General features: G+C 60.3%; 24 protein-coding genes, 1 tRNA gene and 1 pseudogene. 16 read left to right on the top strand and 10 right to left on the bottom strand.

The window, feature by feature from the left end; translation table 11 throughout:
* The first annotated feature begins 109 nt into the window (after positions 1–109).
* Entirely contained in the window at positions 110–2143 is a 2034-nt protein-coding gene (locus tag ABIB73_RS32705; protein WP_354230902.1) for a methyl-accepting chemotaxis protein, read from the top strand.
* Between the two features lie 87 nt (positions 2144–2230).
* Here the strand turns inward: ABIB73_RS32705 and ABIB73_RS32700 are convergent, their stop codons facing one another.
* Positions 2231–2617 carry a DUF3175 domain-containing protein gene (locus ABIB73_RS32700; RefSeq protein WP_354230901.1) on the bottom strand — a complete coding sequence of 129 codons (387 nt, stop codon included), beginning with the start codon at positions 2615–2617 and terminating at the stop codon, positions 2231–2233.
* Positions 2618–2799: 182 nt separating this feature from the next.
* Here ABIB73_RS32700 and ABIB73_RS32695 point away from each other — a divergent pair, with 182 nt between their 5' ends.
* From ABIB73_RS32695 to ABIB73_RS32685, 3 genes are all read left to right on the top strand, one after another.
* Positions 2800–4287 carry an MFS transporter gene (locus ABIB73_RS32695; RefSeq protein WP_354231026.1) on the top strand — a complete coding sequence of 496 codons (1488 nt, stop codon included), beginning with the start codon at positions 2800–2802 and terminating at the stop codon, positions 4285–4287.
* A gap of 4 nt (positions 4288–4291) precedes the next feature.
* Complete coding sequence (otsB, locus tag ABIB73_RS32690; RefSeq protein WP_354230899.1) at positions 4292–5113, top strand: trehalose-phosphatase; 822 nt, start codon at positions 4292–4294, stop codon at positions 5111–5113.
* Between the two features lie 319 nt (positions 5114–5432).
* A complete protein-coding gene (locus tag ABIB73_RS32685) occupies positions 5433–6905 on the top strand; it encodes a trehalose-6-phosphate synthase (RefSeq protein ID WP_354230897.1) in 1473 nt (490 codons plus the stop codon).
* Between the two features lie 61 nt (positions 6906–6966).
* Here the strand turns inward: ABIB73_RS32685 and ABIB73_RS32680 are convergent, their stop codons facing one another.
* Positions 6967–7308: a hypothetical protein gene (locus ABIB73_RS32680; RefSeq protein ID WP_354230895.1), complete on the bottom strand. Its 342-nt coding sequence runs from the start codon at positions 7306–7308 to the stop codon at positions 6967–6969.
* A gap of 195 nt (positions 7309–7503) precedes the next feature.
* Here ABIB73_RS32680 and ABIB73_RS32675 point away from each other — a divergent pair.
* Together ABIB73_RS32675 and ABIB73_RS32670 are read left to right on the top strand one after the other, a co-directional pair.
* A tRNA-Ser gene (locus tag ABIB73_RS32675) sits at positions 7504–7593 on the top strand.
* 45 nt (positions 7594–7638) lie between these two features.
* A complete protein-coding gene (locus ABIB73_RS32670; RefSeq protein ID WP_354230893.1) occupies positions 7639–7908 on the top strand; it encodes a hypothetical protein in 270 nt (89 codons plus the stop codon).
* A gap of 220 nt (positions 7909–8128) precedes the next feature.
* On the opposite strand, the gene ABIB73_RS32665 is transcribed toward ABIB73_RS32670, so the two are convergent.
* Entirely contained in the window at positions 8129–10078 is a 1950-nt protein-coding gene (locus ABIB73_RS32665; protein WP_354230891.1) for a DEAD/DEAH box helicase family protein, read from the bottom strand.
* Between the two features lie 336 nt (positions 10079–10414).
* Between ABIB73_RS32665 and ABIB73_RS32660 the strand changes: the two genes are divergently transcribed.
* Together ABIB73_RS32660 and ABIB73_RS32655 are read left to right on the top strand one after the other, a co-directional pair.
* Positions 10415–10849: a hypothetical protein gene (locus tag ABIB73_RS32660; protein ID WP_354230889.1), complete on the top strand. Its 435-nt coding sequence runs from the start codon at positions 10415–10417 to the stop codon at positions 10847–10849.
* 95 nt (positions 10850–10944) lie between these two features.
* Positions 10945–11565, top strand: coding sequence for an OB-fold protein (locus ABIB73_RS32655; RefSeq protein ID WP_354230887.1), 621 nt, complete (start codon positions 10945–10947; stop codon positions 11563–11565).
* A gap of 56 nt (positions 11566–11621) precedes the next feature.
* Here the strand turns inward: ABIB73_RS32655 and ABIB73_RS32650 are convergent, their stop codons facing one another.
* Together ABIB73_RS32650 and ABIB73_RS32645 are read right to left on the bottom strand one after the other, a co-directional pair.
* Complete coding sequence (locus ABIB73_RS32650) at positions 11622–12575, bottom strand: tail fiber protein (protein ID WP_354230885.1); 954 nt, start codon at positions 12573–12575, stop codon at positions 11622–11624.
* A 378-nt stretch (positions 12576–12953) separates the two neighbouring features.
* On the bottom strand, positions 12954–13280 hold the full coding sequence (locus ABIB73_RS32645; protein WP_354230883.1) for a hypothetical protein: 327 nt from the start codon (positions 13278–13280) through the stop codon (positions 12954–12956).
* Positions 13281–13542: 262 nt separating this feature from the next.
* Here ABIB73_RS32645 and ABIB73_RS32640 point away from each other — a divergent pair.
* The 3 genes and pseudogenes from ABIB73_RS32640 to ABIB73_RS32630 all read left to right on the top strand — a co-directional run.
* A pseudogene (locus ABIB73_RS32640) lies at positions 13543–13686 on the top strand (transposase); the annotation flags it as partial.
* Between the two features lie 84 nt (positions 13687–13770).
* Positions 13771–14130 (top strand): hypothetical protein, encoded by a 360-nt coding sequence (locus ABIB73_RS32635; RefSeq protein ID WP_354231032.1) that lies wholly within the window; start codon positions 13771–13773, stop codon positions 14128–14130.
* A 160-nt stretch (positions 14131–14290) separates the two neighbouring features.
* A complete protein-coding gene (locus ABIB73_RS32630; protein WP_354230881.1) occupies positions 14291–14953 on the top strand; it encodes a DUF4145 domain-containing protein in 663 nt (220 codons plus the stop codon).
* Positions 14954–15003: 50 nt separating this feature from the next.
* On the opposite strand, the gene ABIB73_RS32625 is transcribed toward ABIB73_RS32630, so the two are convergent.
* Both ABIB73_RS32625 and ABIB73_RS32620 read right to left on the bottom strand, forming a co-directional pair.
* Positions 15004–15453: an ATP-dependent metallopeptidase FtsH/Yme1/Tma family protein gene (locus ABIB73_RS32625; RefSeq protein WP_354230879.1), complete on the bottom strand. Its 450-nt coding sequence runs from the start codon at positions 15451–15453 to the stop codon at positions 15004–15006.
* A 642-nt stretch (positions 15454–16095) separates the two neighbouring features.
* A complete protein-coding gene (locus tag ABIB73_RS32620) occupies positions 16096–16800 on the bottom strand; it encodes a recombinase family protein (protein ID WP_354230877.1) in 705 nt (234 codons plus the stop codon).
* A 188-nt stretch (positions 16801–16988) separates the two neighbouring features.
* Here ABIB73_RS32620 and ABIB73_RS32615 point away from each other — a divergent pair, with 188 nt between their 5' ends.
* The 3 genes from ABIB73_RS32615 (at position 16989) to ABIB73_RS32605 (ending at position 19421) form a co-directional block, all read left to right on the top strand.
* Positions 16989–18029 carry a type I restriction enzyme HsdR N-terminal domain-containing protein gene (locus ABIB73_RS32615; RefSeq protein ID WP_354230875.1) on the top strand — a complete coding sequence of 347 codons (1041 nt, stop codon included), beginning with the start codon at positions 16989–16991 and terminating at the stop codon, positions 18027–18029.
* A gap of 40 nt (positions 18030–18069) precedes the next feature.
* The gene (locus ABIB73_RS32610; protein WP_354230873.1) at positions 18070–18762 is read left to right on the top strand and encodes a hypothetical protein; all 693 of its coding nucleotides are present in this window, start codon (positions 18070–18072) and stop codon (positions 18760–18762) included.
* A gap of 110 nt (positions 18763–18872) precedes the next feature.
* Complete coding sequence (locus ABIB73_RS32605) at positions 18873–19421, top strand: hypothetical protein (protein ID WP_354230871.1); 549 nt, start codon at positions 18873–18875, stop codon at positions 19419–19421.
* Here ABIB73_RS32605 and ABIB73_RS32600 read toward each other — a convergent pair.
* The 3 genes from ABIB73_RS32600 to ABIB73_RS32590 form a co-directional block, all read right to left on the bottom strand.
* On the bottom strand, positions 19399–20766 hold the full coding sequence (locus ABIB73_RS32600) for a DUF6538 domain-containing protein (protein ID WP_354230869.1): 1368 nt from the start codon (positions 20764–20766) through the stop codon (positions 19399–19401). The genes ABIB73_RS32605 and ABIB73_RS32600 overlap by 23 nt on opposite strands.
* 171 nt (positions 20767–20937) lie before the next feature.
* Positions 20938–22722 (bottom strand): B12-binding domain-containing radical SAM protein, encoded by a 1785-nt coding sequence (locus tag ABIB73_RS32595; protein ID WP_354231024.1) that lies wholly within the window; start codon positions 22720–22722, stop codon positions 20938–20940.
* A gap of 172 nt (positions 22723–22894) precedes the next feature.
* Positions 22895–23854 carry a LysR family transcriptional regulator gene (locus tag ABIB73_RS32590; protein WP_354230867.1) on the bottom strand — a complete coding sequence of 320 codons (960 nt, stop codon included), beginning with the start codon at positions 23852–23854 and terminating at the stop codon, positions 22895–22897.
* Between the two features lie 98 nt (positions 23855–23952).
* Here ABIB73_RS32590 and ABIB73_RS32585 point away from each other — a divergent pair, with 98 nt between their 5' ends.
* Both ABIB73_RS32585 and ABIB73_RS32580 read left to right on the top strand, forming a co-directional pair.
* Positions 23953–25134, top strand: coding sequence for an MFS transporter (locus tag ABIB73_RS32585; protein ID WP_354230865.1), 1182 nt, complete (start codon positions 23953–23955; stop codon positions 25132–25134).
* Between the two features lie 10 nt (positions 25135–25144).
* Complete coding sequence (locus ABIB73_RS32580) at positions 25145–26179, top strand: aldo/keto reductase (RefSeq protein ID WP_354230863.1); 1035 nt, start codon at positions 25145–25147, stop codon at positions 26177–26179.
* Positions 26180–26291 lie beyond the last annotated feature (112 nt).

The raw sequence follows: 26291 nt of genomic DNA, 5'->3' as shown, positions 1-26291 counted from the left end.
CGCTACAAATTTACCGCGGCTTATCCTTTGCCCTTTACCGTGCAGACGAGTCGGGGAGCGGGCTGCTTCCGGCTGCGCCTGGTTTTCCGCGAATGGAATGGGTTGAGGAATGTCCGTCAAGTCCAAGCCGAACACATCGAAGCTGCTCACCCTGCGTTTTCGTGCAAAAATCATCCTTGGCTTCGTGGCGGTGCTGGCCATCCTCGCCGTCAGCATGGCGTTCGCCTATTTCGGTTTCGAGCGGATCGCGGGCGCCGTCGCCTCCTACCGGGCCAGTGTGGCGGAAGCCGATTTGGCACGAACCGTCGATCGCGAATTGATCAGCTATCAGGGGTTGACGCGTGCCTATGCACTGACCGGTGTCGCGGACGACGAGACCGCCGCCAAGGCGGCCGAAGAGCGTCTGAAGGCGGCGATCGCCAAGTCGATGGCGGCCACGACCGGCGCGGCACGCCGCGAGCAGATCGGCAAGCTCGAGGCTGATTTTCAGCGCTTCACAAAGGTATTCGGCGAGATCATCACGCTGACGCGCGAGAACAACAAGATCGCGGCCGATGAGCTGAACAGCGTCGGCAACAAGATTCGCTTCAAATTCGACGATCTCGCCGATACCGCGGCGCTCGCCGGGCTCGCATCGGTGCAGACCACGGCCAAGGACATCACCTCGCAATATCTTGCGGTCTCCACCTCGGTCAGCGCCTTCGTCGCCAAGCCGGAGCCGAAGACCGCCGACGGCGTGATCGCCCGCATCAAGTTTCTGGAGACCCTGCTGGTCTCGATCTATGCCAACGACCAGAAGATCACCGACCGCGTCACCGAGATCGGCAATCTGCTGAAGCAGTACCGCGGGTCGTTTGTAAAACTGTCCGACAACGTGAAGATCATCGTCAAGTCGAACGGCGAGATGACCAAGACGGCCGCGTCCATCCTCAAGCTTTCGGGCGAGCTGCGGTCGGACCTGACCGCCGATCAGCAGCGCATCGAGACGAGCGCCAATGCGACCATCGGGGAGATCGAGCGGCTGATGCTGGTGCTGGCGCTGGGTGGCCTTGCCGTCGGCGCCGTGCTGGCGCTGATGCTCGGCAATGGCATCTCGCGTCCGATGATCGCGATGTGCAAGGCGATGCGCGAGCTCGCCTCGGGTAATTTCGACGTCGTGCTGCCGGGCCTCGGCCGCAGGGATGAGATCGGCGAGATGGCCGGTGCTGTCGAGGAATTCAAGGTTCAGGCCGTGGCCAAGGCCGCGCGCGATGCTGCCGCGAGCGAAGCCCAGAACAAGGAGCAGGCCGCAAGCCGCCGCGGCGAGCTGATCCGTTTTGCTGACGACTTTGAGACTGCCGTGGGCGCCATCGTGTCCAACGTGTCGGCGTCCGCCGTGCAGCTCGAATCGGCTGCCTCCACGTTGACCCGTACCGCCGAGACCACCCAGAGCCTGTCGAGCCAGGTTGCCGGCGTCTCCGAGCAGGCCTCGAGCAACATGCAGTCGGTCGCCACCGCGACAGAAGAGCTATCGGCCTCGGTCGAGGAGATCGGCCGCCAGGTCCGCGACTCCAGCCGTATCGCTGAAGCCGCAGTCGTGCAGGCCAAGGAAACGGACGGCCGGATCGGCAAGCTGTCGCATGCCGCCCAGCAGATCGGCGAAGTCGTCAAGCTGATCACGGCAATTGCGGAGCAGACCAATCTGTTGGCGCTCAATGCCACCATCGAGGCGGCGCGCGCCGGCGAGGCCGGCCGCGGTTTTGCGGTGGTCGCGAGCGAAGTGAAGTCGCTGGCGAGCCAGACCGCCAAGGCGACGGATGAGATTTCGTCGCACATCACGGGCATGCAGGGCGCGACCGCCGAGTCCGTCGCTGCAATCAAGGAAATTGGGGCGACCATCGGCCAGATCTCGTCGATCTCGACGTCGATCGCCAGCGCAGTGGAGCAGCAGGGCGCCGCGACGCAAGAGATCGCGCGCAGCGTTCAGACCGTCGCCCAGGGCACCCAGACCGCCGCCACCGACATCGGCCAGGTCAACCGCGGCGCCGCCGAGACCGGCTCGGCTTCGGAAGAGGTGCTGAATTCGGCCAAGACCCTGTCGTCCGAAAGCACCCGGCTGCGCGCCGAGCTGGACCGGTTCATGGCGAATATCAGGGCGGCGTAAGCTTCTCCTTAGTCCTCAGCCGCCTCACACTCCGATGTCGTCCGGCCTTCGCCGGGACGACACGGAGGGTGGGGCGCTGTCCGAAGTCTACTCCCTCCCAAACGCCCGCTTCAGCTCGACCTTCGCCTTCTCTAATCGCTCTCGCCGCGTCTTCGGCAGCGTCTTGCCGGCGCGGTTGATGTAGAACGTCAGCATTGACAGTGCCGAGCGATAGGCGCCGGCCTTGCGGCGCGCGCTGTGCTCGGCCGAGCGCTTCAACGAGGCCGCGATCTTCTTCGGGCTTGTCAGCGTGAACACGCCGCGCTTCAGGTCGAGCGCGTCGCTCTCCTTTGTCACACGCTGAGACCAGCGTTTCGGCGCGGCGCGTTTCGGGCTCTTGCGCGCGGCCGTGCTGCGCCGAGCGCTGGTTTGCCCGCGCGCCGTCTTGCGTGCGCCGGTCTTTCGCGAATGTGTCGTCTTTCTGACCTGAGCCATGCGTCTACTCCTTGTGGCTCCATCGGAAACGGACGGCATTGGGCGCGGTTCCTGGCGGAACCTGCCGTTGCCGCAGACGTTGTCGCAGGTGGCAGGCGGAATGCCGCACCCCCATGATCGGATCGACCCCGTCTACATCCTGTGAATCGGGGTTGCCTCGGTTGGTCAGACGCAACAACGCGATGGAATTGCAGCAAAGCCCAGTGCTGAACTATGGACCTGCGGTCTCGGCTGCAGAAGCGGCCGACAGCATCATCGAGACCAGCATTCCTGCGCGGCTCGATGCGCTGCCGTGGAGCGGCTTTCACACCCGTGTCGTGCTGGCGCTCGGTATCACCTGGATTCTCGACGGCCTCGAGGTGACGCTCGCCGGTGCGCTTTCCGGCGCGCTGAAGCAGAGCCCGTCGCTGCATTTTTCCAATCTCGATCTCGGCGTCGCCAATTCCGCCTATCTTGCCGGCGCCGTGCTCGGCGCGCTCGGCTTCGGCTGGCTCACCGACCGCATTGGCCGCAAAAAACTGTTCTTCATCACGCTTGCGCTCTATCTGTCCGCGACCGCGGCAACGGCTTTGTCCTGGAATATCGCCAGCTATGCGCTGTTCCGCTTTCTCACCGGCGCCGGCATCGGCGGCGAATACACCGCGATCAATTCGACGATTCAGGAACTTGTGCCGGCGCGCTATCGCGGCTGGACCGACCTCGTCATCAACGGCAGCTTCTGGATCGGGGCGGCGATGGGCGCGATCGCGGCCATCGTCCTGCTCGACCCCGCCGTGGTCGGTCCCGATCTCGGCTGGCGCCTCGCTTATCTCATCGGTGCGAGCATCGGCCTCGTCGTGCTCCTGATGCGGATGTGGATCCCCGAAAGCCCGCGCTGGCTGATGATCCATGGTCATCCCCAAAAGGCGCATGAGATCGTCGACGAGATCGAACTCTCGGCGGTCAGACATCAGCAGGATGGCTGCGACGCCGGCTTTGCCAAGATACGCATCAAAATGCGCGACCACACGCCGATCAGTGAAGTCGTGCACACGCTGTTCTTCGTCTATCGCCAGCGCGCGCTGGTCGGCCTCGTGCTGATGATCGCGCAGGCCTTCTTCTACAACGCGATCTTCTTCACTTTTGCGCTGGTGCTGACCGATTTCTACGGCATCCGCGCCGATCATGTCGGCTGGTATCTGCTGCCGTTCGCCGCCGGAAATTTCCTTGGTCCGCTGCTGCTCGGCCGCCTGTTCGACACGCTCGGCCGCCGCACCATGATCATGTTTACCTACGGTGTGTCGGGTCTGCTGTTGGCACTGTCCGGTTATCTGTTCTCGATTGGCGCGCTGAGCGCACAGGGGCAGACCATCGCCTGGATGGTGATCTTCTTCTTTGCGTCGCCGGCCGCGAGCGCAGCCTATCTCACCGTCAGCGAAACCTTTCCGCTGGAAGTGCGGGCGCTGGCGATCGCGGTGTTCTACGCGGTCGGCACCGGCATCGGCGGCGTGATCGGGCCGGCGTTGTTCGGCGCGCTGATCGACACCGGCTCACGCACGAGCGTGTTCGCCGGGTATCTGCTGGGGGCAGCATTGATGATCGCGGCCGCGATCGTGGCGTGGCGCTATGCCGTCTCGGCGGAGCGCAAATCGCTTGAACAAATCGCGCGGCCGCTCGCCTTTATGGAGTAAGCTCATGAAATCTGAACTGGCGGAAATGTCGCTGAAAGACGAACGAACCATGCGCGATGACAAGGACAGGCCGGAAACGCCATCGCACGCGCTCGTACCGCATCTCAGCGAGACCGCGATTCTGCTCGATATCGACGGCACGCTGCTTGAGCTGATGCCGACGCCACGCGAGGTCTGGGTGCCGCCGGGTCTGTCGAATACGCTCAATGGGTTGACACAACGTACGTCCGGCGCGCTGGCGCTGGTCAGCGGACGCTCGCTCAATGACATCGATCTGATCTTCGCGCCCGAGGTGTTCTGCGCCGTCGGCGGTCATGGAGCGGAAATGCGCCTGGCCGTGGACAGCGAGGCCGACGACGTGCACGCGCCGCCGTTGGACAAGGAGTTGAAGCGGCGGTTGGCGGCGATCGCGAAGCTCAGCCCGGGCATTCTGCTCGAGGACAAGGGCTATTCGCTGGCGCTGCACTACCGCCTCGCACCACATGCGGAGAAGGCAATCTTCGAAGCCGTGTCGCTGATCCGCGCCGACCTGCCGAATGCGCCGATCGAGATATTGCCTGGCAAGTTCGTCTGCGAGATCAAGCATTCCGGCTTCAACAAGGCCAGCGGCGTGCGCGAATTGATGAAGCACGAACCCTTCAAGGGGCGTCGCCCGATCTTCATCGGCGACGACGTCACCGATGAAACGGTGTTCGCGATCATGCCCGACATGAACGGGCTCGCCTTCTCGGTCGGCCGCCGCGCCATCGGCGTCAATGGCCACTTCGATGCGCCGAGTGACGTGCGCGCGTTCCTCGCGCACCTGCTTGACGATCCGAAAGCATGATCCGGAAAACTGTGCCGCGGTTTTCCGAGAGGCGCATGCTCAAAAAAAATAATCTAAAGCGCGACCGCGCATTGGGTTAAAGCAAGGCGGCGCCACATCGCAGACGCAATGCCGTTCACGGGGTTCCATCGGGCGCGTCGTTCTTGCTGCGCAATACAACCGCAAAACCTGTCTTTGCAGCGAAAACCACCGGTTCCACAGGCGAAACCAGTTCCTACGCGGGCGCCCGATTTTGGTTTCAATTGGTTGAAACGATGATCAGGAACCATATTGATGAACATCAGTTAAACAGACTGGAATGAACAGGAGGGGACGACCTGTGAATCTTGTCGTCGTTTCAAATCGCGTTGCGCGTGGCAAACCCAACGAACCCATGACAGGCGGCCTTGCGGCTGCCCTGCTGCCCGTGGTGGAACATTCGGGTGCGATCTGGGTGGGTTCCTCGGGTCGCGTGCGTGATGGCCATCAGAACCATCAGAAAGAGCCTTTTGCCGAGATCGAGGCGCTCGGCACCGGCGCGATAGCGACGCTGGATCTGCCGGCGGCGCATTACGGCGGCTATTACGAAGGGTTTGCCAATTCGGCGCTGTGGCCGGCGCTGCATTCGCGCAGCGACCTGATCCGCGTTTCACGAGACGACTATGTCAGCTATCGCGAGGTCAACGCGTTCATGGCGCGCGCCCTGATGCGATTTCGCAAGCCTCAGACCGCGTTCTGGGTGCAGGACTATCATTTCCTCGCGCTTGCTGCGGAACTGCGCAATCTTGGCGTCGACGATCCGATCGGCTTCTTCCTGCATACGCCATGGCCAGTGGCCGCGGTGATGCAGGGCGTGCCAAATCATCGCGAGTTGGTCACGGCGATGCTGGCCTACGATCTGCTCGGCTTCCAGACTGAAGAGGATTGCCAGAATTTCCTCGGCTATGCCGGCAGCGAGCTCGACCTCACCGTCGACGACGGGGTTGTGATTTCACAGAACGGCCGCACGCGTTGCCAAGTCTTTCCAATCGGTATCGATGCGGAAAAATTCGCGCAATATGCCGCGAAGTCGGTTTCGCATCCCGACGTGTCGCGGCTACGCCGCAGCCTCAATGGTGAGCGGCTCGCGATCGGCGTCGATCGGCTCGACTATTCCAAAGGCCTCGTCAACCGCATCAGCGCGTTCGACCGGCTCTGGACCGAGCACCCGCAGTTTTCGCGCAGCATCTCGCTGCTCCAGATCGCCAACCCCTCGCGCGGTGCCATCGAAGCCTATGGCAATCTCCAGAACGACGTCGCCCGCCTTGTCAGCGACGTCAATGGCCGCCACGGCGAGGTCGATTGGACGCCGATCCGTTATCTCAACAAGGGCTTTAGCCAGGCCGTGCTCGCAGGCCTCTATCGCACCGCGCAGATCGGCGTGGTAACGCCGCTGCATGACGGCATGAACCTCGTTGCCAAGGAATATGTCGCAGCCCAAAACCCGGCCGATCCCGGCGTGCTGGTGCTGTCGAAATTCGCCGGCGCCGCCAACGAGCTTGATACCGCGCTGCTCGTCAATCCGCACGACATCGACGGCATGGCGCGCGCGATCGCGGTCGCGGCGGCGATGCCGCTCACCGAGCGCAAGATGCGCTGGGAAGCGATGATGAAGAAACTGCGCGGCCACACCATCCAGCAATGGTCCGCCGATTTCGTCGCCGAACTCGAGAAGTGCCGCATCGAGAAGGTCGCGGTAGCCCCGCTCGCCGCACAACCGCCGCAGGCGCTGCGCTGGCTGAAGTCGGCGATTTCGGGTGTGCGGTTGATTTAGACTCCGAGAAGCTTGCTCCGATCTTCCCCTCTCCCCTCACAAGGGGAGAAGGAAGAAGACCTCAATAACAATACGACACGCCATCCAATATCGCACAGCGCCGCTTGTTCGGCGCGTTGGGGTCATCCAGCGGCACCATGCCGTTGCCCTGGCCGACGAACACGCCGGGCCCGACATGCACCGAACTCTTGTTGCCGATGATCACGCTCTGATGCGGCGTGGTGCTCGAGCGCGTGCCGTCCGGCCAGATGATGGCATCGCCCGAAAGCACTCCGCGTCGCCCGTCGTCGCAGCTTACGTCGACGCCCTGGCGGGTGCAGACTTGTGCGGCGGCCGGCCCGGGGAGGGCGAAGCCAAGGGCCGAAATCAGGCTGAGTGCGGCGATGGCTTTTCGGATGGTCATGGCGTCCCCATGCGTGTTTGGCGATCTTCAGTGAATCGTCGCGGCAAAGCCGTCTCCGGTTCAGCTCACGCCGAACTACGACCGTCGGGCGGCGCCAGATATTCCTTTTGAAATACAACATCTTACGGAAAATTCACCCGATTTCCGCGCGATCCCTTGCAAAATCATCGGCGCCCCTTCAAGAGAGGGCGCTCCGGAGAGATGGCCGAGTGGCTTAAGGCGCACGCTTGGAAAGCGTGTGTGCGGGAAACCGTACCGTGGGTTCGAATCCCACTCTCTCCGCCAGACGCCCTGAAGCCCGATAAAACCTTATAAAACAAGGGCTTCGTAATGAGCAAGAAATCTCAAACCATACCCGCCAACCACACCCGCAGTGCGCAGCAACTTGCGGACCTCGCAACGCTCCTTGGCCTAATGCAGTCCGCCTCGAAGCTCAGCCAAGAACTCGACGTGCTCGCCAACCAAGTCGGCGGGTCGCTGGAGAAGATTGCGGAGCGCTTTGGGGTGCCCTTCATGGAAGTGCATCAGACCTACGTGGAGCAGCAAGGCACTCGGAAGCCGAAGGCCAAGAGAACACGCAAGGCACCGTCTCGGCGCTGATCAACACCATTCAACCACCACTTCGCCACTGAGAAGCCCCGGAGGACCCATGGACCCCGGGGTTTTCCATGTGACGTTTCCTCTATGCCCGATAGGCTTTACCGCGCGCCTGTACAGATATCGCAAACGGCATGGTTCATCGTGACGTTACTGTTTGACTGAAAAGGACCGATGAAGCCCCATGTGGGACCTCACCGGCCAAGTCTGATCAACCGCCCCTTTAGGCGGCTTGGTGCTTCTCAAGGAAGCTCTTCGCTCCTCTGCCTATGCCGGACACATACGCGACGCCGAGCCCTGAGAGAGCCCTGTGGGTGACGTGCGAGGCATCGCGCAAGACGGCTCGGAGTTTCGACATTCCACTATTCGTCAGCCCTAACTCTCGCTGTATGGTGCTGAGCGGGATGCTATCGCCCGACTCTATGTTGCGCATAAGCGTGATCAAGGCCGTGTGCGCAGTTCCCTCGCGAGGCCGCGACACCTTCGGTCCATCCATCTCGAAGGACCACGGCATCACCTCGATATCAGGCATGTCGGCCTTGATATCCGTCAGGATGGCATCACCCATGCTGTCGGCAGGAAGCACAATGAACACGTCGGTTGGCTCGCAGCCCCCGTGCTCGTCAACGACCTTGCGGCACCTAACGCGATTGATGGCCTGGATAATCTCCACGGACATTTGACGCTGCTGCATCAGGCGGCGGACGTTCATGTAGCCCTTCCACGTTGGCGTCTTCAGCCAATCATCGTCCTGCACGCCTTGGAGAGCGAAGAATACGTTGGTAGGCCAAATCAGGTCGCGATAGGGCAACCCGAATAGCACCGCCGTATCATAGTCCTTCCAATCGTTGCGGCCGTCCACGGCTCCCCAATGGCCGAAGCCAACGCGCTTGAAGGGATGCTTGAACCTCTCCGCAGCGTGCTCATAGTCCTTGTGGACGCAGACAAATAACGACCTCTCAGAGCCCAACTGTGCCTCAAGCGCCTCCAGCAAGCGTGCGTAGCGTGCCGCAAACGTCTTCTCCATTGTGGTCTTGCCAACGCCCTTGGCTCTCGCGACGTGAAGGGTCACGTTTCGATAATTGCGAGCACGGGCACAGATGGGCTCGATTTGTGCTCTGCCTTGGAATAGCTCCCACAAGAAGTTCTGGCTGGCTGTCGCATCCAACACCACCGCACCGGGGACAGCATAGGAGACCGTGAGCGTGGAGGAGTTGAGCGAGTGGTCTTTACCGATGCGAGCATAGTAGGCCCACCGATCCGTGAGAGCTTGGACGCTCGCGAGCGTATCGTCCACCAGCTTGGCAATGTTGCGCTTGGTGTTGCCCTCCCTGATCCTCCGGTCGTACTTCACCTTGCGCATGGCCTCACGCAGAGGCTTCATGGCGGCCGGGGGAGCGTCTAGTGCTTCGCTTGCCCCTGCATCCCTCCACATCAGTTTCGCCGTACCGTCGTTGGTGTCAGATTGCGCCTGTTGCACCAACGCGTCTTTGAGCGCCTCGACGAGCTTGACTTGATCAGGATGGGCTTGCGCCACATCAAAGGGCACACAGCCAAGAACAAACTGAAGGTTCTCCAGCGTGACCTTGTTCTCCTCCACCACGTTGGCTAACGCTTCATCAACGATGGTCAAGAGGCGATGACCTCCGTTCCACTGCACGAGGCGTGACCATGCGGCACCGGCAAGGGTCTCAGCGGCATTGACGAAGGCTTGGTGTGTCACGACCAGAACGTCATATCGGCCTATATCATCGGCATCAGTTCCGCTCTTAGAGTGATGAGCAACGGCAACGTCCGCACCTGCCATCGCGTTGACCTGAGCAGCGAGGTCGTCGGCCTGCTTGATCAGGCGGGTCACGAGGAGCACGCCAACAGGCTTGAGGTTGGCTTGAGCGTCCCGATTGCGCTTCGCCTGCATAGCCGAATACAGGCTCGCGCCTTGGGTCTTGCCGGACCCGGTAGGGGGCTGAAGCACCTTCCAGCGCGCATCACGCTCGCTGATGTTGTCGATAATTGATCGTTCAAAGACATTTCCCATCGTCTCCCAAAGGGAGCGCAGGGAGCCTGAGGATGGCATGTGGAGCGTCTGTGTCCAATGATCGTTCATTGCGGACACGAACTCCAGCGGTGGCACGAGAGCGTACTGCCCGTGCATACCGATATCGGTAGTCATGAGTTGTGGACCTTGATGGTTTGGATTGACGTTGAAGGCTGCGAGGGGGGGGCCGTGCCTGCTATGGAAGTCTAGAGGGCGCTCGAAAGGTCAAATACGCCCTTCAAGCTCTTACCCCTCTCTCTAGAGGTTTCAGGGGTGTGTTTATTGGTCGTAGACGGGATGGCTTCAGGAGCCTTCACGGAGTCCGTAGAGCCGATGCGGGACCGTCAGGCTATTGCCCGGCCTCCAGCAATCAAACGCACCAGTGAGTCCCGCTGCGAGTCCTGAGAGGCATTCCTGATGACGGTTACGGTCGTCATCCTTGATGCCCTCCAAGAGCTTTGGACATGACGCATGAATGCAACAGTGGCAACACTGAGTGCTCATTCCGCCTTTGGTGGTGCTTGCTTCAAAGCCGCCCTTGAGGTTTCTTCCCCTCCGCTGGAAGCTAATGGGGAACTCATGAGGGGCTTGGTTATCGTGCTGGCGCTAATGCTAGTAGGTTGCGTGACGCAAGAGGATGCTGGTGTCAGGGCAGCTAAGATGGAAGCACAAGACGACGCGTCATGCAGGCAACTATCGACTGGTAAGGGCGCTGATGCCTACACACAGTGCCGCAAGAATTTGCTCTATTATCGTCAACAGGCCGTGGTCGAGGAGCAGCAAGCACAGGCCAAGCGCGAACGCGTTTCCGACGCTCTGATGGCTGCTAGTCGGTCGTTACAGAGTATTAACCCGCCACCGCAGGAAGTGAACGTTAACGTCACCTGCACATTTGGGTGCCGGTAGACGCCTTCCAAGGTCCCTCAAGCCGCCCCAATCACAGGCGTCCTTCGAGGACGTGCTGGGGCGCGCTTCGTGCATTACGGTGATGGGGTTAGGTCGTGGTCTTTAAGTTGCTGGGTAGCGTGCTGCTCTTCGCAAGCCTATTTTCAATTGTTTCTCCTCCCAGCTTCTTAGGGTTGCATGGTCGCAAGAAGGCTATTGCGGGAGCGCTTGCTGCCTGTGCGCTCCTCATAGCCCTTCGCGAGGGATCACCCGAAACGAGTAAAGAAGCGAACGTAGCTCAAGCTGCTGCGACAACAGCACCACCAATCGAGCGGCCGAGCCCGGAGCCTTCACCACCTCCACGGCGACCCGCGCCTCCCACGACCGACCTTAGACAGGGCGTGGTGGACGGAGAGCACCGTGAGGTCGTTCGGGTGTCGGCGATGACCCTGTTCCGTGAGTACGATCAGAATGAAGTCGCGACTGATATGCGATTGAAAGGGAAGATCGTCGAGATCAACGGCAAGGTCACTGCGATCAACAAGGACTTCATGGACAAGGCGTATGTCGAGCTTCAGACACCAAACCAATTCATGTCCGCCACGGTGCGACCGATCAACTCCGATATTGATAAGGTTTCTCGGCTGCGCAAGAACCAACTCGTCACGTTTCGATGCGAGAAGATGGAGCGCTTCATGGGCTCTCCTTCAGGAAAGAAGTGCATGCTGGTGGATTGAAGTCCCGTAGGCGCGGCTTGACCGACTTAAGCCAAGCCGCGCTTATCTCACCGCTACTACCCGAGCCGGATTATCCAGTTCACAACACGGGAAGGCTGCACGTTGCTATGAGCCTGCCCGCCAGTGTTGGTGGACGACACGGAGCCGGACACCGAAGCGCTGCCTGAGAAGCTGCCAGAGACACTTGCGCTTCCGGCAAGGCCGAAGTTGCCACCGCCACCAACGCCGCCACCACCAGCCGTTCCACCAAGGATGACGTTGGAAGCGCTTCCAGAGATGGAGCCGGAGGCCGTACCCGTCATGGAGCCGTTTGAAGTGATCGTGGGTATCTGCGAGGCAGTGAGCGTGACGGTATCGGAGCCAAAGACGCCATTGAGGACACCTTTGAGGTTCGATGCGATGCTCGCAAGCAGCCCCGGAGCCGCAGCGCCTCCCATGCCACTCTTGCCGACCAGAACGACCTCTTGATAGTTCGGGACAGTGAAGGTCGTGCCGTTCGTTCCGCCCAAGCGCATGTACGCAGTTGGGAAGTCGGCCTTGTTGTAGGTTGCGCCATTGCACCAAACCCACATGCCTTCGTCGGTCGGAGGCAGCGTGTCGGAGTGCCAGACGATTGCCGAGCCGATAGGAGCCATTCCTGGCCCCTTGAGTTCTCCCGTGGCTTGGATGCTCCCGGAGACTTTGAAGAAGTTCACGCCGCCTGCGAGCTGGAAGGTCGCGGCGATGTTGCCCTGTAGAACAACGTCTATGTCACCGGCGATGGTGTTGCGGAGGCCATCGGTCGTATTGGTGTCGAAGTAGGTGCCAGCGCCCTTGAGCTTTGTAACGCCCGTGGCGAGGCTGTTGAGGTCCGCCTGAGTGGCAGTGACCGCACCAGTGATGTTCGGGAACGTGTTCTTCAGCGTGAGCTTGATGCCCCGCATGTGGTCGTCGCCGTTGACAAGGCCGTCCGAGACCACCGGGTTGTCGGGCACGAGGCTATCGATGAAGTTGAAAGTTTCGAGTGCCATGAGGCTTGGGTTGGATCTTTCTTGTGTGTTCGTTGCAGCGCTTCGCTCTTGGAGAGCGCTGGTTAGTGCGGCCAATCGCTATCGACGGCCGGAGCCTTCGGCATGAGCCAGAAAGCGCGAGAGGGCTGAGAGGCGTCGAAGACGTGCTCCGAGCCAATCTGAATTGCTTTGCGGTAGGCTGCCTTGCAGGGACTTCGCCCTCGCCATCCAACGAAGTTGAAGGTGCTTGCGAGGTCGATTAGGGACGGCGCGCTCCAGCCGTTGCGGTAGGCACGACCAAGGATGATGCGCTGAGCGAAGTGTGGGCAAACGCTGCGGAGCAGGTGAGATGCTCTCCGAGCGCACCCGGGGTCTGATGTGGTCAATTCCGTTGTTTGTTCATCTGGAAAGGCGAGAGGCATGCATGGCAATTGGCCGCTGCTCGCATTCCTTGAGGAACTGTTTAGCGAAGCGGTCGCGCAGCAAAGCCGAGTTAATCACTGCCATGAGCATGCGTCTGTTCACGGCGAAGAAGGGTTTGCCGGTATGCCATCTGGCGAACTCGGCAAGTGTGGCTTCGGTCCATCCCTGCTGGAGCACCGCCCTTAGCTTGGATAGCTCAATAGGGGTCATGCAGGCGTGGAAGAATGCACCGAAGTAGTCGTGAGGCTGAGTGAAGCGGATGGTTCGATAGTCTCCTTGCTGGCTGCGGGGCGCGGTCTCCATGTATAGGCGCACAGCTAGAGGTTTAACCCACTGTTCTCCTGTTCAATTCATCGAACAACGGCGGGGGCTTTAGCTCGTGTTTCTCGAAGTCGATTTCTGAGGTCGTTTGCAGGCGCGCGAAAGACGGCAGGACCCATGAGGCGGCAAGCGCGCCCCTCCGTGTATAGGTGGGCGATTAGAACCTCATCTGCCTGACTTCATTGGATAAACTTGCTCTTTAGGCTTGTCTCGTATATACGAGACAAAACACCATGGAGGTCTCGTGAAGGCTGAAGATTGCAGGGCGGCGCTGGAGCGGATCAGGTGGCCCCATGGGCCTGTGTGCCCTCATTGCAATGCAACGGGCCGCGCCGCTACGGAGATAGGCGGCACGTCGCACCGTCCCGGCCTTTACCTCTGCTCCGAGTGCAGGAGGCAATTCACTGTCACAGTCGGGACGCCTCTGGAAGGGTCCAAGCTCCCTCTCAGCGCGTGGCTAGAGGCGGCGCACATGCTCAACACGTTGCCCAAGCCAGTCACGGTGCGAGAGGTCGAGCAGGCGTTGGGTGTGACCTACAAGACCGCATGGCACATGGTGCAGAAGCTCTTGAAGGCCGTTGAAACCTATAAAGGCCCGTTGCCGCTGTTCGGTGCGACGGTCAAAGCGCACGTTGAGCCTTTCTTGCCCAAGCACAGGAACAGCAAGGCTAGTTGGGCGCGAAGGGAAAAGCAAAAGACCGCTGGCACCTACAAGGCTCCGCGAGTGCCTGTAGCGACTGGAGCGCTGTCGGGATTGCAATTTAGCCCTCCGGCCTCCAAGGCTCATGTAGAGCGCACAGAGCGTTTCTTGCGCTGGATACTGGAACACTAACTGCGAAGGACGAGAAATGGCCGCCAAAGAAGTGATGCCTACGCTTGGTCTAAGCTCTTTCTCATGCCCGCACTGCGGAGCACTAGCACACCAATTCTGGTTTCATGTCTTTCCTGACAGCTTCGATAGGAACTCGACGCCCGGAGTTGTTGAGCGGAACATGGTCGACGATTTCATACGCAACCTGCAGGTCGGCGATGACGCAATTTCGCGATGGCAAGCCTTCCACGATCGTTTCAAAGAGAATGAAGTCACCTATGAGGAGTTGAGGTCCGCCAGCAATTCTTCTCGACGCATGATGAACATGTTCATGAGTCGTTGCCATTCCTGTGAGGGTTTCGCAGTTTGGATCAAAGACCGGATCGTTTGGCCTGCCCACTCTGTAAAGGTTGAGCCGCATCCTGACATTCCCGCAAACCTAAGAGACGATTTCATCGAAGCGGCTGATGTTGTCGAGCGGTCTCCCAGAGGTTCGGCAGCAATCTCCCGACTCATGATCCAAAAGTTGATGGTTGCGCTTGGGGAGAAGGGCGAGAACATCAACGATGATATTGGATCACTGGTGAAGAAAGGACTGGAGGTCGAGATACAGCAAGCACTGGACGTTGTGCGCGTAGTCGGAAACAACGCGGTTCATCCCGGCGAGATAGACTTGAAGGACGATGCGCCAACAGCCATGGCGCTACTCCAGTTAATAAACCTAGTGGTCGAACGCCGCATCTCCACTCAGAAAAGGATTGCTGAGATGTTTGGCAATCTTCCGCCGGGGGCGCTCAACGGTATTGCAAAACGGGATGCGGCTAAAAATGTCCCTTCCGAGTAGCTCTTGGAGGTTTCCCACAGGCTCTCAATATAACCATATGCGGCTGGGCTCTACGAAGAGAGCAACCGCTGCGCGTCCTCCGCGCCCATCTTGGAGTGGCTCAGTAACGCCTTGGCAACTCGATGGACCGTCGCTTCGTGCAGAAGCAGCAAATCGCGAGCCCGCTGATGCGCATCCATCCGAAGCTTCAACCCCTCCTCTTCATCTTTGTCTTCAAGCAAATCCATCACATTTTGATGGTCGCCCCAACCAGCCAGGTCGTGCGTGGGGGCTTTGAAGACGTCCTGAGCCTCCAAGCCAGCCACACAAAGTGCAAGGCGATCTAGGAGGGGCAGGTGCTCGTCGTCCTGAACGTCAACTTCGCCGCTCCCGTCTTTGCCATCTGTGCCTATCTCCATTCGCGTAACAGCGAGCCCCAGCGCGCGCGCAACGACGGCGTGTCCCGCCTCGTGATAAGCGGCGCCGCGTCGGTCTTCGTCTCGCTTCGATTGAGGCTGCATGTCATTCCTTGGTAAAAGTGTTGGGTGGAGGAGGACCCTTCGCGCACCTGTGTAGATCAGCAGGACCCACAATTCTTCACGCGCCGATTAGGTCGAACAACAACGGCGGCTTTAAGCCCCGATTTTGAAGTCATTTCCATAAACATCTTACCAATTCAGGCGATGCCGGAGGACCCTAAGGTCCCTTGAGGCGCGCGCCAGCGAAGGAAGGCGAGAGAGCCAAGTGGCGCTTCAGCGCGCACGAAGGCCTCTTGCTATCGTTACAGCCATTGGAAATCGGTCCAACGCTTTCAGGCAATCGGTCACTCACGCCAATACGGCGCGCGCTCGAACAGCAGCGTAGCCTGTAAGTCAGTGAAGGTAGCAGGCACAGGAGAGATGGTGACGTACACCTCTACATGAGATGCATCAAAGGACACACTACAGCCCGGCCACATGTTATTCGCCCTCTCCTCAATCCATTCCAAGTGAGCGGGGTGTGGGTCATTTAGCTTCAGGACAAGCACAGTCCTAGCCAACATAAAGAGCCGCACCAAGACCAGCCAAGCTCCCAAGGATCATGGTGCGGTCCTGCATGAGGCCAGAGAGGATGAAGGCGGCGATGGCAATCTGGATCAGCATAGGTCTGCTTCCTCTCAGTGCTTAGGCGGCTTTAGGAAGGCGATTGAGGAGCCGCGCAACGGCGGTAGGGTGCCACTCGCCGCCACGAGGCGCGTTGATGCCTTGGCGGTTGAGTTCGTCAGTCACAGCGCGAACGCTCGTGATGCCTGAGCGCTTGATGCCCTCAATGATGCCCTGAAGGTCCATTGCGCGCCGTGCAGCCTTCTCCTTGATCCTCGCGACCGCCTCTGCGTTGCCCGTCTGCTTTCCACGGAGAGCACGAGCACCGTTCGGATTGCCGAGCTTCACCCCTCGTGCCTTGGCTGCTGCCAGCGCCTTCTTGGTGCGCTCGCCTATCAGGCCAGCCTCAAGCTCTGCCACGGACGCCATCTGAGTGAGCAGGAACTTCCCCATGGGGCCGGGAGGGACGCTTGGAAGGTCGCAGAACACCAAGTCAACGTCACTCGCCACTAGGGATCGTAGGAGGTCCACATTGCGGGTGAGGCGGTCGAGCTTGGCAAAGACCATCTTCGCACCAACGGCCTTGGCGTGAGAGAGCGCCGCAGCGAGCTTCGGCCTATCGGACTTCCGGCCGCTTTCCGTTTCGACGTACTCAGCCACCAATGTCCACCGGCCGCCGTTGAGGTAGCTCGTGACGGCTTCACGCTGAGCTTCGATCCCAAGGCCGCTTCGACCCTGCTTGTCGGTCGAGACCCGCAGATAGGAGATGAATTTTCCCTGTGCCACGCCTGAAAGACCCCTTACACATTTTGATGTAACGGACGTTAGATGAATTTGTGTACAAGTCAATTCCTAATGTGGGGACAACCTGCGGCGGCAAGAGAGGCTAAGGCCTGCTGGTGGTACAACGCCTGCGCTGATCCGTTGAGATGAGGTCAATGCTCCCAAACTTCGATGCGATGAACGAGACGGACGTGCGCGAAATCATCGTGCGTCCGCTTTTGACCCGGTTAGGCTACGCTCACGGAACGGTTGCTAATATTCGTACTGAAGTACCGCTCCGCTATGACCGGGCTTTCTTGGGGCGTAAGCAGCCGAAAAAGGACCCACCCTTGGCTGGACGAGCAGACTACATCTGTGACGCCACGTCTTATGGACGTTGGGCCGTAGAAGTTAAGGCGCCTTCGCAGGCCCTGACGCAAGATGATGTTGAGCAAGCTCATACCTATTGTGCTCACCCGGAGATTAGTGCGGCGTACTTTCTGCTGACGAACGGTCGGGAGTTTAGGCTGTACGCGACGGGGCAACTTGCGGAGCCCTATCTGAGTTGGGCTTACGAGGAGACCGAACAGAAGTTGATGAACCTCTTCAACGTCGTGGGTTACGATGCTATCCGCAGGCTCACCGAGATAATCCGTCCCGATATCAATAAGCCCCTTGGTCCGGGTCTTCCTTCTGAAGTGAAGATTATTGGTGGGGAGGTCTTGTACGGCGATCACCATTCCGACCATCCTCTGTTTCAGGCGAATGCGCTGAAGGGTTTGGTGGGCGCGGTTACGGGCGGTCACGTCAAGCGTAGCGAAGACGGGCGCCTTCTTGCCTCAGTGAGCGTAAGGAGCCCGTTGCAGCAGATCGCGGCACTGAACAAGCTCGCGGGGCTCGGAGATTTCAGCTTCTATTGTTCGGACGAGTTTATTTCCCGGAACATCGAAGGGCCAACGATCCTTCAGAACGTGGTGAGCGGTGAGCTTCCCCCGGGTCAGAAGGCGCAATTATTGCCCGGACTGCCCCTTATTCCTCTGCCCGGTTTTCAATTCACCGTATCTACTGAGGCCACAGGCTATGTAGACGGCGCGACGTTCGTTGGTGTGCTCGCGTTCGACTACAGATACCATATCCTTGGTGGCTTCTCTTCCGGTAATCCCGTTCTGGATGCCGCAATCACGGCGACTCCTGCAACAGCGCGGGTAGAAGGAGAAGGTACGTTCAAGGTGCTGCTCAATCTTCCGGCCTGAGGCCAACACGCCATCTCAGCACCCGTCATCCATTAGTTCAATGAAGCAATTCCTCAAAACATTCGTAGGTTCACTCGCGGCGAAAGTGCTCGCCGGTATAGCTCTCGCGTTTCTCGCGCTGCTCGGCTTTGGTTCCGATTATTGGGTGGGTCTCTTCATCCGATGGGCGTCTGATCCACTCGGCCTAAGTCTAAATGCAGCGCGTTTAACGATCATAATTGCGGGCATTGCACTTGTTGCATTGCTTGTGTGGCCGAGCATCAAGCGAAGATTTTGGCCTGGACCCGTCAACCATGTTGATGCTGTCAATCTCGCAGCGGGTATGACGCCGCATACAACGTCTCCCGTGCTGCTAATCGCCAATGCTAAGGGCGGCAACGACAAGCTCCAAATAGTTGTCGAATACAGTTCGTTTCATAGGTCGCTAGGCTGGGCGGGCTGGCTCAAGCCACGCCAAGTCCTGCTACAGAACCTGCAAGACGTAATTAAAGGCCAACAAATCCGTGTGCCCGTGGTGACCTGTAATGCCGACGCCAGCGAAGTCTGGTGGGGTGGTGCTAACGACGGCTCAGGAAACCTAATTCAGAAATCCACCAAGTATCGCGCCAACCTGAAACTGATCGGAGACGACAAGCTGGAGCAGAGTTTTCGATTTTGCCTTCTCAGGACTTCCTTGACTGAAGCGCCCTTCATCCTTGAAGTCTTTACCGAAACTGATTTGGATATTGTGTGATGCTCCAATGGAGGAGCGATCAACACGACCGCAATTGAATTGCAAAAGGTGACATTAGGTTCGTAGCAGCAAACGTGCCAGCGTTGCGGAGGATGATGGAGCCTCCCGCGATGACTGACAAGAAGTTCAAGTACGTCCCGTTCGTTACCGAAGTCATGACCGCGCGTTATCCGAAGCTCTCGGAGCCCGACACCAAGGGCGAGTACGCGGACGGCAAGTACAAGACCGAAGCGACTGCCGATGACGACTATACAGAACGCTTCAAGGCGGAAATTCAGGCCGTCATCGACACGCATTTTCCCGGCAAGAAGCGCATAGAGTTACCTTGGAAGGCGACAAAGGATGGAGCAATCGCCTTCAACTTCAAGTCCCCCAAGAAGCAACCGATACTTACCGATGCTAAGGGCGAACTGCTTAAGTCTGGCATCATCATTCGTGGCGGCTCCCTCATCCGCATCACCGGCGTCATTGCCGCGTGGGAGAAGGGCGTGAAGCGTGGAGTCTCGCTGTGGCCGGATGCCGTGCGGGTGATCAAGCTCGCTGAAGGCTTCGATAGCGCAGCGGCCTTCGGCGCGCCTGAAGATGGCTTCGACGGGAAAATCTACGCTCCTTGGTGCGACCATCCTGAGTGCAGATTTAGGCGCGGTCCGAGCCAATAGGCGAAGCCATCGCCTTCATCACTTCAGGTCCATAATCCACCCTGGCGATGATCTTGCGGAGGTCCAAGCGCTGGCCGGTGGAGTAGACGCCGTATGTGATATCCTCGCCCCGGTCGTGTCCAATGATTAGCTTCACTGTGCTCTCAGGCACCTCCAAGCCCTCCATCAGGTCTACGAAGGTCTTCCGAAGGGCGTGGAAGTCCTCGAAGCGCGCGCTAACACCAACGTCCTTCTGCTTGCGAAAGCGCCCATAGGCTTTGCTGACGTTCCAAGAGCGTTTGTCGTCGGGACCTCCCGGCACCAAACCTACAAACAAGTATTCATCATCGCCCTTCATGCGACGCTTCACGATGGGCTCAGCGAGCTTGTGGAGGGGGACTTCGCGTGCAGCAGCATCGGTCTTGCCTTCGTTGATGACGAACCAATAGCCATCGGCTCGCTTGTGAACATCAGCTCTCTTGAGGGAGCAAAGCTCATCAAGCCGGGCTCCATGCAGCAGGGCAAGGCGCGTAAGGTCTGCGAGCACGTTGGCGTAGCGAGGGGTGCGATACCGGCCCTTTAGGAGCTTCAGTAGCTTCTCGTTGGCGAGGCCCTTCCGAGTAGCCGCCTTTCCCTTGCGGGACCTCTTGCTGACGCCGTGCTCACGCCATGGATTGTCGCGGTTATTCGGGTCGGTGAGACCACTGCTCATCAGCCATCGCCAGAATGTGGATAGTGTCGAAAGATGCCTCTGGATCGTCTTGGGCGCTAATTTCTCGTCCCTCAGCAGTTGAACGTACTTGCCTGCCTTGGGCCGGTCAGTGGCTTGGATGGACGTATATTCGCCCGCCCAAGCGAGATAGCGCTTAATGGCGGCCTCGTGCTGCCCCTTCGTTTGCTCTGTACCCTCGCAGATGGTCAGCCAAGTTGGGTAATGGTCGCGGATTAGCGTCGCTTTGCCGGTCGCGAGGCTGCGGAACAGGCGCTCCGCTTCAGGGCCTTGAGCCTCCAATAGCGCTTCAGCCTCTTGGTTCACCACGTCAAGCAGTTCGCTGGCGGCAAGGCTCTCCTGATCGCCGTGTGCAAGGTACTCGTTGTCGGAGGACGCAAACGCTTCGCGGAAGGCGATGGCCGCTCCAATCGCTGCGGCGAGTGGATCAGCTTGCCCCTTCTCGAACATCTTGATGCGTCGCTTAAACTCCGCGACATGGCTGTGCTTGAGGCGGTTGGCCTCCGTGAGGCTTTCAGTGCCGAGCGATTTGACGAAGCGAGGCTTGCCGTTGGTCGCGTGTCGAAGGGGCTTCGGTATCTCCACGACCACCCGCCATGTGTTGCCCTTCTTCTGTAGATACTTGGTGTCTGCCATCAAACCATACCCGAAAACCACACCTTGCTATCCGGCTAAAGCCTGATAAACAAGGGATTATTGGCCTTCAGGCGCTTCTGGGGGAGGTTCCCACTCTCTCCGCCAGCGCCACTTGGCGCACCATCCTCGATCCACAGGAGTTTGAGAAACGTCCGTGGATCGGAATTCTCCTCACGATCGGCTGGCCGGAAGGCCCGTCAATGCGGCGATTTTCCTGGCGTGGGCAACTGCTGCGCGGCCGCCGGTTGTCTTCGTGAGCAGCTCGAGCATCTCTTCGTCATCGTCGCGGACCGGCGCGAGCGCCTGGTCTCTATAATCGTCGGCCCCCGGACCGTAGGCAATCAGCATTTGCCACATCAACAGCCATCCGGCGGCGCCCATCAGGATCATGTGCTTCACGAAGGCGTCCCGGCCGAAGCGCAGCCAGAACAACCACAGGCTCTCGCGCGGCAATTCGGGCCGGCGTTCGGATGGATGCTTGAGGCGGAAGATCCCTCCCTGCAGCGGGTGAACGTGCTCGAGGCGATCTGTCATCGAGAATGTCAGCAGGTACTTTGCCAAATTTCCAACGGGAACTCCGGTTGTCTTGGCCCGCCTCAGCAAGGTCTTCATGTGCGCCGGTGTGTAATAGAGCAACCAGGCCTCGTGGTAGATGTCCTGCCAATCCTTCCCGGTCATCCGGGAATGCGCGGTGCAGACGTGCTCGACGTCGTATTTGTTGAGATCGGGGTCCATGGCGATTCCATTCTTCCAGAGCGTCTGGTGATCCTCCGAGCCGGGCAACGGCGTCAGGCAGAAGAACTCAAGAAGATCGATGGGCAGCTCTTCCTTGATGATCTCGATATCGCGACGGATCGTCTCCGGCGTGTCAGCCGGAAAGCCCAGGATATATCCTGCAATGGTCAGGATGCCCTGCTTCTTCCAGGCGAGCAGCATCTTGCGATACTCGGTGATCTTGTTCTGACGCTTCTTCGCCGTCGCCAGATTGTCCGGGTTGATGTTCTCGAGCCCGATAAAGACCTTGTTGACGCCGGCCCGCTTCGCCTTCTCGATGAAATTGGGAATCTTGTGACAAAGTGTGTCCACCTGGATCATGAGGCCGAGGGGAATTCCATGCTCTTCACGAAGCTGAATGAGCCGATCAAAGGTCGCTTCCCACTCCTTGTTGCGGGCAAAATTGTCGTCGGTGATGAAGAATTTCCTGATGCCCTGAGCCCAATTGAGCCGCACGAGATGCTCAATGTCGTCGGCCGAGCGATAGCGTGATTTGCGGCCCTGCACGTTGATGATGGTGCAAAAGCTGCATTGGTAAGGGCAGCCGCGGCCGGCATCGAAGCTGGCGCTGGCACCAAGGGTGCGCTCGATATATCGCTTTGGAAGGAACGGCACGGGCATGCCTTCCATCCCCGGAAGATCCTTCATGTAATTGTACACCGGCGCCAGACGTTCTGCCGCCACGTCGGCGAGCATCGCTTCGAGGCGTCCTTCGGCTTCGCCTGCGAATATCGTCACCCCCATATCCCGGCAGGCGTCGAGGTCCACCGCGTGACCATCCAGCATCGACAGGCATCCCGACACGTGGAAGCCGCCCATGGCCACGGCAATTCCGGCGGCCCGGAAAGGACGCGCGATGTCGAGGGCGCGCGGATATTGATTGGATTGAACGCCGATGAGGGCGACACATCCGAACCCGTTGCTGCGCCCAAAGCGGGCGAGCAGCGCGGGCACGTCGACGCGTGTGTTGGTCTCGTCAATGACTTCGATCTCGATATCGACGTCTGCACCCAGCACCTGCCGCTCGGCGCAGTCGGCTGCGATGCCATAGACGGCGGCCAATGAATTGGACGGCGTCATCGCGCGCCACCAGCGGATCACATATCCGTCGTCGTCGTAATGCGACGGCTTGATGAGCACGAGTCGAAAGCGTCGCTTCGCCGCTATATTTGACTGCTGCATAGACGCTCCCCTGGACGGTGCGGCGACACTATCACACTGTGAACTCGATCCGCCGCCCATCTGGGAGCGAGTAAAATGTCCATGCCGGAAACAAAACGGCCTTTTTGTTGACGCTATCCGTTCGCCGTGGTGTCGAAGTCCGATCCTGGCAACGCCATCTGTCTTCCGGCATTCAGCTTGCCCTGGTCAACCGCCACCTCCCATCCCCCGCGCGCTTGAGCCCCGGATCGTCCACTCGCACATGCTCCGCCAGAAAATCGATGAACGCGCGCACGCGGGCGGGGAGCGGCGCGGTGTGGCCGACATAGACGGCATGGATGTCTTCGCGGTCGCCGGGATTGTAGTTCTGAAGAACCGGAACAAGACGTCCGGCTTCGATGTCGGGGCCGATGTGGAAGAGGGCGAGACGGGCGAGACCGACGCCGCCGAGGGTGAGGCGGCGGGCGGCTTCGCCGTCGCTGGCGCGCGCGGCCGGCGGCGGCACGGCTTCTTCGGAATGGTCGCCGCGCTTGAACGGCCAGCCGCGGATCGAGCGCGGAAAGGTCCAGCCGATGCCGCGATGCTCGGCAAGATCGGCCGGAATCTTCGGCATGCCGAAGCGCGCCAGATAGTTTGGTGCGCCGACCACGACCATGCGGCTGGTGCCGAGTTTTCGCGCGACGAGACGTGACGCCCGCAAGGGGCCGACGCGGATGGCGACGTCGGCGCGCTCCTGCATCAGGTCGATCAGCGTATCCGTCAGCACGAGATCGAGCGTGACGTCGGGATGTTGTTCGAGGAAGCGCGGGATCAGCGGCATCACATGCAGCATGCCGAAGGGGATGTTGCTGTTGACGGTGAGCCGGCCGCGCGGCGCGGCGCCGGAAGCGGCCTCGCGCTCGGCCTCCTCCATCTCGGCGAGGATGCGCACGGCGCGTTGATAGAAGGCCTGGCCCTCTTCCGTCAGCGTGAGCTTGCGCGTGGTGCGGTTGATCAACCGCGAGCCGAGGCGCGCTTCCAGCCGCGAGATCAGCTTGCTCACGCCTGACGGCGTCAGGCGCAGTTTTCGTGCGGCTTGCGTGAAACCCCCGAGGTCCACGACGCGAACAAAGACTTCCATCTCGGCGGAGCGGTTGGTGTCGAAACGAGCCATGTTGAATTCACGTCACAAATGATTGGATTGTGGACATTCTAATGGTTTTGCTGCGGCGCGGCTATCTGCGTGGCTCGTCCCTCGCATTGGAGCCACGCATGCCTCCCGCCGTCCTCGCGCTCACCGCCGGTGCCTTCGGCATCGGCACCACTGAATTCATCATCATGGGCCTGCTGCTCCAGGTCGCTGCCGACATGCACGTCTCCGTGCCGGTCGCGGGCCTGCTGATCTCCGGCTATGCGCTCGGCGTGTTCGTCGGAGCGCCGGTGCTGACCCTGGCGACGCGGCGGATGCCGCGGAAAACCGTGCTGCTCGCACTGATGGCGATCTTTACGCTCGGCAATGCGGCCTGCGCGCTGGCGCCGAACTACGAATTGCTGATGGCGGCGCGCGTGCTGACCTCGCTCGCCCACGGCACCTTCTTCGGCGTCGGCTCGGTGGTGGCAACGAGCCTCGTTGCCGAGGACAAGCGCGCCTCCGCCATATCGACCATGTTCATTGGGCTGACGGTCGCGACGCTCCTGGGCGTGCCCTTCGGCGCCTGGTTCGGCTTGATGCTTGGCTGGCGCGCGGCATTCTGGGCCGTGACCGTCATCGGCGTGATCGCCTTTGCGGTGCTGGCGGTGCTGGTGCCCGGCCATGTCGGCACCGGCGACAAGCCGATCTCGCTCACTGAAGAGGTCGCGGTGCTCGGTCGTCCGCAAGTATTGCTCGGCCTCGCCATGACCGTGTTCGGCTTTGCCGGCCTGTTCGTCGTCTTTACCTATATCCAACCGATCCTGACCCGCTTCACCGGCTTTTCGGAAACGGCAGTCTCGCCGATCCTGCTGGTGTTCGGTGTCGGGCTCGCGATCGGCAATATCGCCGGCGGCAAGCTCGCCGACCGTGGGCTGGCCCGCGCGCTTATCGGCACGCTCGCCGCACTTGCCGTTGTGCTGCTTAGTCTTGCCGCCGTGCTGCCGGTCAAGAGCCTCGCCATCGCGCTGATCCTGCTGCTCGGCATCACTTCGTTCGCAACCGTAGCGCCGCTCCAGCTTCGTGTGCTGGAGGCGGCCGGCTCCAGTGGCCGCACGCTGGCCTCGAGCCTCAACATCGCCGCGTTCAATCTCGGCAATGCGCTCGGGGCCTGGGCCGGCGGTGTCACGATCGATCGCGGGCTCGGCCTCTCCGCACTGCCGCTGGTCGCGGCCGGGATCACGGCGGTGGGTCTCGTGCTGGCGCTGTGGAGCCTTCGGCTCGACCGCGCGCCGGCCACCGTCGCAGCGTGCCCGGCGGAATAGGAGTGCAATCATGGAATACCGCAATCTCGGCGCCTCCGGCCTCAAAGTTCCGGTCCTCAGCTTCGGCACCGGCACCTTCGGTGGACAAGGCCCATTGTTCTCGGCCTGGGGCCGCAGCGGCACTGAGGAGGCGCGCAGGCTGATCGACATCTGCCTCGAGGCCGGCGTCAATCTGTTCGACAGCGCCGATGTCTATTCGAACGGCGCCTCCGAGGAGATTCTTGGCGCCGCCATCAAGGGCCGCCGCGACAAGGTGCTGATCTCCACCAAGATGAGCCTGCCGATGGGCGACGGCCCGCTTGACGCGGGCTCGTCGCGGCATCGCCTGCTGACCTCGGTCGAATCGGCACTCCGGCGGCTCGGCACCGATCATATCGACCTGCTCCAGCTTCACGCCTTCGATGCCTTCACGCCGATCGAGGAGGTGCTGTCGACGCTCGATACGCTCGTGCGCGCCGGCAAGCTGCGCTATGTCGGCGTCTCCAATTTCGCCGGCTGGCAATTGATGAAGTCGCTCGCGGTTGCCGATCGCCACGGTTGGCCGCGCCATGTCGCGCACCAGGTCTATTATTCACTGCTTGGCCGCGACTATGAGTGGGAGCTGATGCCGCTCGCCCGTGACCAGGGTGTCGGCGCACTGGTGTGGAGCCCGCTCGGCTGGGGCCGGCTCACCGGAAAGATCCGGCGTGGCCAGCTGTTGCCGCAAAACAGCCGCCTGCACGCCACCGCGCAATTCGGTCCGCCCGTGGACGAGCAGCGGCTTTACGCAATCGTCGATGTGCTGGACGCGATTGCCGCGGAGACCGGCCGCACCGTGCCCCAGGTCGCGATCGCCTGGCTGCTGGCGCGCCCCACCGTCTCCTCCGTGATCATCGGCGCGCGCGACGAGGTGCAGTTGCGCGACAATCTCGGCGCGGTCGACTGGTCGCTGAGCGTTGATCAGATCAAACGTCTCGACGAAGTCAGCGCGGTGATGCCGCCCTATCCCTATTATCCCTATCGCATCCAGGAAGGCTTTGCGCGGCTGAACCCGCCGCCGGTGTAAGGTCTGACGACAATTCGCCGCATTGGCCACTCCTGCCAATGCGCCATGCAGAAACGCCGCTGTACAGGTTCCATCGTCCTCCGTAACCTCCGCCGCGCAATTTCAGGAGATG

It is taken from the genome of Bradyrhizobium sp. F1.4.3, from assembly GCF_040548375.1.
Taxonomy (GTDB): domain Bacteria; phylum Pseudomonadota; class Alphaproteobacteria; order Rhizobiales; family Xanthobacteraceae; genus Bradyrhizobium.
Note: the sequence above shows the minus strand (reverse complement) of the source record. Positions and strands in the feature narration are given on the sequence as shown.